Source organism: Deinococcus roseus (assembly GCF_014646895.1).
GTDB lineage: Bacteria > Deinococcota > Deinococci > Deinococcales > Deinococcaceae > Deinococcus_C > Deinococcus_C roseus.
Window position 1 is genome coordinate 181,409 of sequence record NZ_BMOD01000006.1, and the last position, 8,932, is coordinate 190,340.

Here is an 8,932-nt window from a genome sequence, read left to right on the forward strand (position 1 = left end):
GGGGCACCTTACCGGGTGCCCCCTTTTTTCAGATGTTCTTTTTGCTGTGCCCATAAACCCAGACGTTTTTTTTGACACCGAAGGAGACCCCCATGCCTGCTGCCCTGAGAACCCTGATGACTGTGCTGATCGCCTTGCTGGCGTTTGGTCAGGCCCAGGCCCAGACCGCAGCAGGCCGCTCCATCGACAACCAGTTCGGATCGCAGTACACCGAGAGTTTTCCCGGAAACCCGCGCTCCCAGGGCTTTTCCAGAATTGTGAGCACCACGGTTCTGGGCCTTTGTTTGCCTCAGGTGTTGCCCGATGGAACGGTGGCCCTTCCCGGACAGACCGTGTCCAGCATTGCAGGCACCCGCGCCCTGTTGGCCTACACCGTCAGCAACAACGGCAACGCTGCTTTTTCCCTGCCTCTCAGTGTTCAGAGGCTGGATGGCTGGACCCCCCAGGACATCCAGCTGTTCCAGGACCTCAACGAAAACGGCGCGATAGATGCCACCGACCCCGAAATCAGCGCAGTGACCCTGCAGGCAGGACAGTCTGCACGGGTGCTGGTGCAGATCCAGACCCCCTTTGGCGGTCTGGGTGCGGCCCATTTTGATGTGCAGGCCAGTTGCACCGACACCCTCAGCACCAAGACCGACACTGGCAACGTGGGACGGGTGGTGCTCACCGCTGCCTCTGCCATCAAGCTGGACAAGCAGATGGACCTGACCGAAGTGCGCAAAGACGATGAAGTCACCGTCACCCTCAAAGTCACCAACACCGGATTCGATGACCTGCAGAACGTGCAGGTCGTGGATGCACTGGACCAGGAGGCTTTGCAGGGTTTCGGTTATGTGGCGGGTTCGCTGCATGTGGTCAGTGACCTGCAGCCTTTCCCCGGAGCGATGTTCTTTGACTCTGGCACCCAGGCTGTTTCGGTGATTTTTGACCGCATCCCCAGAGCAGGCATCCGGGAAGTGCAATTCAAACTGAAAGTGCTTTCCGCTGCCCTGATGGGAAGCCGCACCAACACCGCACGGGTTCAGGGGGCTTCGGTCTCGGACCCCACCGTGCTGGTGTCTGCAGAATCCAGCTTTCCCTTCAAAGTGCTCAACAAACCCGAAATCTGGCTGGGTCCGTGGCTTGAGCCCCTGGCCGCAGAAATGACCGATGCAGATTTGCAACTGGGCAAGATCACCAGCCAGGGTGCAGAGCTGTGTCTGAAGCACTCCCTGCTGAATGCCGCCCAGGTCACGGATGTGGTCTCGGTGGGCACAGATGTGCTGCCTGCAGATGTGCAGGTGCACCTGCTGACCCTGCAAGGCGCAAACCTCGCTGCAGAAACCACCCTGGAACCCGGTCAGCTCCTGAACTTCCAGGCCTGCTACACCATGGCCTCCAAAGCAGAAGGCACTTTCGAGGCTGTTCTGAAAGCCACCTCAAAACTGGGGGCCACCCCCAACCGCACCCGCGATCGCCTGACCGTGCAGTACCCCCCGGAAATCTACCTCGGTCCCCTCTCGCTGCCCAGAGCCGCAGAACTGACCGAAGAAGACACCGTGCATGGTGAAATCCTGGCCCGCAACCTGATGGAATGCCTGGACCACACCGTGCTGAACGCCGCAGGTGTGATGGACACCGTGACCCTGACCCTGGAAGACATCAATGCCACGCCCGTCCTGACCCCCGATGATGTGCACTTTGACTTCTACCAGGGCACCAACAAACTGACCCTGCCCGTGAAATTTGTGCTGCCTGCGCTGGGCAGTGAGAATTTCCGCATCTGCTACACCCGCACCTCCCGCAAGCAGACCCCCTTCACCATCCGGGTGGTGGCCACCTCTGACCGTGGGGGCGTGAACCGCTCTCTGGACGAACTGCAGCACACCGAACTGGACCCGGACATGAAGCTGAACCTGCAGAAAACCCAGTCTGTTGCAGAAAACACCCGCCTCCTGCACGGTGACACCTACACCTACACCCTCAAACTCACCAACGACCTGCCTTACAGCCTCACGGACCTGCAGATCGGCGATGTGCTGGACCCCAACCTGGATTACGAGACTTCAGATGTCACCATCGACGGGGTGACCCAACCTGATGTGGCGGGCAGTGCCACCGAAGTGAAAGACGACCTGGGCAAACGCACTGCGACCCGCCTGGGATGGACGCTTCCCCTGCTGGATCCCGGTCAGGTGGCAGAGGTGCACTTCAAAGTCAAGGTGCGCCCTGACGCCCTGGACGGTTATGTGGTCAGGAACTTCTTCACAGCAGATGCCAGTGAAATGGCTGCCCCCCTGGACTCCAACCAGGTGCAGGTGCTGCTGTGGTCCACGGCCCTCCTGCTGAAAAAAGAAGCCGACAAAAAAGTGGTGGAGTACGGAGATGTGCTCACCTGGACCCTGACCCTCACCAATCCCGCCAGCACCGTGACCGTGCAGGACGTGGTGCTGGAAGACAACCTGCCCAAAGGTCTGGTTTATTTGCCCGGAAGCACCCGCTGGAAACTGGAAAACGCTGGACCTGCCAACCAGGACATGCACAGCGTCAGTGACCCCATGCAGACAGGTCAACTGCTGCGCTGGGGCCAGAGTGAACAATCCAAACTGCCTGACCTGCCTGCCCAGGCCCGACTGGTGCTGACCTTCAGCACCCGGGTCACCAGCGAAGTGGGAGACCAGATCATCAACGGAGCCACCGCCATTGGCTGCGGACTGAAAGACCCCAACCTCAACCAGTGCGTGGTGACCGTGGCCTCCAACAGTGGGGGCGTCTCCACCGCCACCGTGAAAGTGCAAAGCGCTTTGTTCAAGACCCCTGCCGTGCTGGTGGGCCGGGTGTACGTGGACCAGAACGAGGACCGCAAGTATGACCCTGCCATTGACCAGCCCCTGAAAAATGCCCGCATCGTGCTCTCCAATGGCCGCGCCATCACCACCGATGCAGAAGGACGCTACAGTGCAGACGGCATCCAGACCGGAGTGTGGGCGCTGCGACTGGACCCTTTCAGCGCCCCGTATCTGCCCGAATCCCTCCCGGAAGACCGGGGCAAACCTGGCAGCCGCAACCTGATGATTGCTGGCCTGACCACCGTGGATTTCCCGCTGCAGCCTGCCCGTGCGGACCTGCTGACCTTCCGGTCCACCCGTTTGCAGTACGGACCGGTCACCGTTCAGAAAACTGTGCAACCCATCGGAAATAATGAATTCATTGTGACCGTCAAGCTGACCACTGGCCAGGACCTCCCGGACTTCCAGATCACCGACAGCCTCCCCGAAGGTGCGGTGCTGCTGGATGGGGAAGTGAACCCTGACTTCGATGTGCTGACCCAGGGCGAACACCTGCTGGATTACCGCATCCGCTTCTCTGGAACCTGGGCGGGTGCCCTGATGGATCCGCAGGTGCGCTGGAGGTACCCATGAAACGCCTGCTCACCCTTGCCCTGATGCTGGGTGCCTCTGCTGCACTGGCCCAGAACACCGCCACCACCCTCCCCATCACCAGTGTGGGCAGTGAACTCAAATGGGAAGCAAAAGAAGAACAACTGGTGATCCGGGTGCTGAAGCGCGGACCTGTGAAGCTGCAACTCTACGGAGCCAACTTCGATCCTGAAGATTACCGCAGCTCCAGTTACTACGGCGATGAGCGTTACGACCTGAAGGAAGTGACCTCGATGTTCACCCTGCGCAGCCCTGCAGGCAAGGTGATCAAACAGCGCATGTTTGCCTCAGGCAAGCAGGCCTGGACGGTGTTTTACCAGCAGGACATGGCCCCCGGAGATTACCTGCTGACCGTGACCACCCAGGGTTACGGCAAGAACACCTTTCAGGTCAAGGCAGACAGCCCCAACACCCAGGTGATCGTCAAAGGGGCCAGCCTGAACGTGCGCGGCCAGCAGTGGATTCCGGTGCTGACCCTGCAACTGCTGCCCCCCTTGAAAGACAACCTGAGTCTTCGTCTTTACGATGGAGACGGCATTTCTGAAATGGATGCCCAGATCATGACCCCTTCAGGACGGGTGATTCCCCTGAACATTTCGGGAGATCTGAACTGGGCCGATACCCCCCTGCCCCGTGAAGCCGGGAAATACGTGGTGTATGCCCGCCAGTCTCCCGAAGCAAAGCAGTTCTCCAACACTGTGCGCTTTGAGCTGTTCCAGCAGGACAACCCAGAACCTGTGGTGGTCCCAGCACCAGCACCTGTGGTGACCCCTCCTGTGGCAGAACCCGAACCTATTAAAACCCCGGAGCCTGTGGTGGTCCCAGAACCTGAGCCTGTGGTGACCCCTCCGGTGGCAGAGCCTGAACCCATCAAACTCCCGGAACCCGTGCTGCCTGAGCCCACCCCCGTGGTTCCTGCGCCTGAGCCTGTTCCCGTGGTCATTCCTGCACCGCAACCTTTTGTGATTGCCACCAGTGAACCCGACCAGACCCAGAAAGGCACCTTGCAGATCGAATCGGTGCTGGTGCTGCCAGACGAGACCGTGCCTCTGGGCACCCAGGTGACCGTGGGAGACACCACCCTGCAACTGCCCCAGGGGGAATTCTCGGGAGATTATCCGGCCCAGACCTACCCTGTGGTGCCAGCCCAGATTGTGGGCACCACCGTGACCGCGCCAGCCACCGTTACTGTGCCCAACCAGGGTGTGGGTCAGGTGCGCATTGAATACCGCCCCGAAGCCAGCCTCAGGCTGGTGGCAGACCGCGAAGTGCTCACCGAGGGCGAGATTGTGGAATTCACCGTCACGGGCAGCACCCAGTACGAGGGCTTCATCCCTGCCGATCTGGATTTGCTGCTCCCGGAAGGCTTTGAAGCACTGGATCCGCTGGAATACACCTCTCCCATCCGGGCAGGGGAAGGGTCCACGCTGGTGGTGCGGGCAAAAGCCCTGAAAGCCGGGACCTATGCGGTCCCTGCCACCCTGTCTCCCTGGGACAAAAAAGCCACTGTGGATGTGACCGTGATCCGTCCGGCCCAGCTCAGCCTGACCAAGAGCATCAGTGCCCCGGAAGCCGCTCCCGGTTCCAGCGTGACCTACACCGTGACCGTCAGCAACTCCGGGGATGCTCCAGCCAGAAACATCCTGCTCAAAGATGTGCTGCCTGCGGGCCTGACCGGAAAGAACCTGCAAGAGCAGTTCGATCTGGCCGGAGGAGAGCAGCGCACCTTCACATACGAGGCCCAGGTCAATGTGGGCGCTCCAGAGTGGATCACCAACACTGCGCAGCTCAGCGGGGCCGGGCTGGAAAAAACCCTGATCTCCAAAACCGATTTGCATGTGGCCCGTTTGCTGTTGCAACGCGAAGCCCTGATGACCCCCAGCATCCCCGGTGAAGACCAGGACGTGACCCTCAAAGTCACCAACCCTTCCGGTCTGGTGTTGCCTTTCAGTCTCTCGGACGACAGCACCGCCCTGCTGAAACCTGAAAACGAGGCCCGCTTCAGTGGTTTCCTGCAGCCTGGAGAGGTTCGCACCTTCAAGTACAATGCCACCACCACCTACGGCATCCAGCAAGGTGACCTCCTGAAAGCCACCCTGGACAGCAACGGAGAGCAGCAGACTGCAGAAACCCCCTTTGAACGGGTGCTGTTTTCCCTGCAAAAAACCGTGAACACCCCCCGCACCGTGGTGGGCCGCCCTGTGACGTACACCATCACCATCAAAAACCCATTAAAGCGTGAAGTGGACGTCAAGCTGTCTGGCAAGCATGACTCGGGTTTGACCGTGGGAGACCTGGAGAACGCCCTGCTGAACTTCCAGCCCATGGAAGAAAAAGTGCTGGAAGTGCCTGCCACCACCCGACTGGTGGGCACCTTCGAGAACGTGGTGCAGCTCAGCAAGAACGGGCAGGCCATCTCCAACCCAGCCGTGGCAAAAGTGGAAGTGCTGCCTGAACTGCTGCCCCTCAGGGAATCCATCATCACCATTCCTTTTGTGCAGCACAGCCAGGCCCAGACCCTGATTTTTGCCCAGGCCAGCCTGGAGGGGTCCACCTACATGACCGGCAGCAGCGAACTGAACGGTGAACCTCTGCCCGATCCCCTGATCAGCGAAAAAGGTGTGATGTACTGGAAAGTGCCTGCCTCGGTTTCGGGCAGCATCACCTACAGGTTGCAACACACCGGGGCTTTGAAAGAAGTGCCTGCCCCTGGCCTGCTGGTGGTTTACCCCAACGGCAGAAAAGAAGTGCTCTCTGGAACAGTGGATTACGAGGATTACACCGCTGCCGAGCAGGTGAAGGGCAACCAGATGAACGCCGGGCACATCAAACAGCCCCTGAACGGAACGGTGGTGCGCAACCGCGACCGCATCACCGTGGTCGTGGAAGGCACTGCAGATGAAGAACTGGTCCTGACCATCAACGGCCAGCCTGTTCCCGGTGAACTGCTGGGCAAACGGGTGCTGGACAGAGGCAACAATGTGCAGCATCTGGAGTACTCCTCGGTGCCCCTGAACATTGGCATCAACACCCTGCAGGTGGGCGATGAACAGATTCAGGTGATCCGCCCGGGCATTGCCCGCAACCTGCGCGTCACGCCCCTGCAGATCTATGCCGATGGCACCAACCCCATCCGCTTCAAGGTGGAGGTCATCGATGAAGCCGGGATTCCCACCGGAGAGGGCAACATCACCCTGGAAGCCACCAGTGGTGAAGTGGTCACAAAAGACAACGATCCGCTGATTGCTGGTCATCAGGTGTACCTGCAAGATGGAGCGGCTTACCTGGATTTCCGTCCTCAGACCACCCCGCAGGACATCGAACTGCGGCTCAGCTACGGCAGCATCCGGTATGACAGCAGCTTCCGTCCGCAATTCACCCAGCGCAAACTGGCCATCGGTCAGGCCAGTGTGGGCATCGGTTTCTCCACGGGTCTGGTGCAACTGCTGGGTCGCGCTTACTACGAAGGTCCCCTCTGGGAAGGGAAACTGTACATCGCTGCAGCCAGCGATGGCCTGTTCACCGCTCCAGACACCGCCCAGAACCAGGCGTTTCCGGTTCGCGGAGACAACAGCACCACCGAGCAGCAACTGTTCGGGATGGACCCGGTGGCTTTCGTGTACGACCACCCCAATTTTGAAATGAGTTACCGTCAGGGCAAAGTTCCCGTGGATTTTGTGGCGGTTCCCGCCAACAACACAGCCCTTTCGGTCAGCACCAAGGGCAGCAGCAAATTCTCTGGTTTTGCAGCCCTGGTGCCCGTGGATCAATTCAGCACCGAAACCTTCCCGCTGCTGGACCGCGGATCCCGCTACTTCCGCTTTGCTCAGACTGGACTGGTGCAGGACAGCGAGCAAATCACCCTGATCCGCACCGACCTGAAAACCGCAGAAGAAACCCGCAAGGTGCTTTCAAAAGCCGATTACCTGATCGAATACACCTTCGGGTATGTGATCCTCAGCGATCTGGTGTTGCCCACCGATCTCGATGACCTGAACACCGCTTACCGTATGGAAGTGCGTTACCGGGTGGCAGATGCCGCCAGCACCCGCAAACTGCAATGGGGGGTGCAGTACACCCTGAACCAGCCGGACCTCAAGGCCTCTGTCGGTGTGGTGAATGTGAATGACCACTACACCCTTGGGGGAACCGCCAGCTACAACAACAAAATCTGGACGGTGGGTGCTGGAGTGTTCACCGACCTGCAAGGTTACAAGTGGGACACCAGCGCTTCTTACAAAACCGAAGGCTTTGCGGTCAGTGCAAAGAGCGGCTACCAGAGTGAAGATTACAAAGGTCTGAATGCCACCCAGGAAGGGCTTTATGCTCAGCTGTCTGCCACCCAAAACATCACCGCAGCCTGGGGTCTTGCTGCCAGTGCCGATTACACCGTGCGGGACGGACATGACACCCTTTCCGTGCAGGGGGCAACCACCTACCGGGCAGATCCCTTCAGTGCCTCTGTGGGTTTGAGGCAGATTTTTGGGACCCAGAACAGCACCTTCCTGGAAGGCAGCCTGGGCTACGAGCAAAAACCCTTCAGCGTGAATTTCAAACACGCCCAGAACCTGCAAGATGCTGGCCAGTCGGTGACTTCCCTGAAAGCCCGTTACCAGCTTCAGGACAATGTGGCCCTGGTCCTGAATGATGAGTACACCTGGAAGGGCAGCAACAAAGCCGCAGTGGGTCTGGAAACCCGCATTGAGAGCACCAACCTCTCTGTTTATTACGACCTGCCCACCGCATCAGGAGACGGCAACCGGGCCAGACTGACCGCAGACACCAAGTTGCCCCTTTCTGTAAACTGGTCGGTGGACCTCAAGGGCGGCATGGACCGCAACTTTGCCAGTGGCACCAACAACTACGTGTTCGGGACCACCTTCCGTTACCAGGGAGACAGCATCTCGGGCAGCGTGGGCAGCGATTTCGGACTGAACAGCAAAGGGGAATTCTCCACCACCCTGAAAGCAGGTCTGACCGCCAGTGTCAGCCAGGTGCTGACCCTCAGCGGAGATTACCAGCAGAAATTTGGCACCGATGCGGGCAAACAGGCCAGCGTGGGCTTTGCAGTGCGCAGTGGGCAATGGAACAGCCTGGGCTTTGTGAAGTACGCAGATGGTTCGATGGGCGGCAACACCCCGGCCTTGACTGCGCGCCTTGCAGGCAGTTACTTCCTGCCCAGCTGGCAACTGCGGGCCGGACTGGATTTGCGTTATCCCTTGCTGGACCCTGCCGCGTTCACCTACCAGCTTTACACGGGGGGCACCTTCTACCTGACCGACAGCTTTGGCCTTGGAGCCAACCTGCGCATGCTGTCCACCCCTGGCGCAAACAGCTTCAACTACGGTTACGGCGTGGAAGCCTCCCTGCGCATGCTGGAAGGCCTGTGGCTGACCGGAGGCTACAACTTTAAAGGCTTTGATGGAGCAACCAACCTGGATGCCCGTGCGGGTTTCTATGTGCGGCTGGATTTCCTGCTGGACGAAATGACTTTTGGAGGAGAATAAAAC

2 protein-coding genes are annotated in these 8,932 nt (G+C 59.4%); both read left to right on the plus strand.

The annotated features are described in order from the left end of the window. The first annotated feature begins 92 nt into the window (after nucleotides 1–92). Entirely contained in the window at nucleotides 93–3,404 is a 3,312-nt protein-coding gene (locus tag IEY52_RS10800) for a DUF11 domain-containing protein (protein WP_189002689.1), read from the plus strand. After that, nucleotides 3,401–8,929, plus strand: coding sequence for a DUF11 domain-containing protein (locus tag IEY52_RS10805; RefSeq protein ID WP_189002690.1), 5,529 nt, complete (start codon nucleotides 3,401–3,403; stop codon nucleotides 8,927–8,929). The genes IEY52_RS10800 and IEY52_RS10805 overlap by 4 nt, the downstream gene beginning before the upstream one ends. Nucleotides 8,930–8,932: the final 3 nt, after the last annotated feature.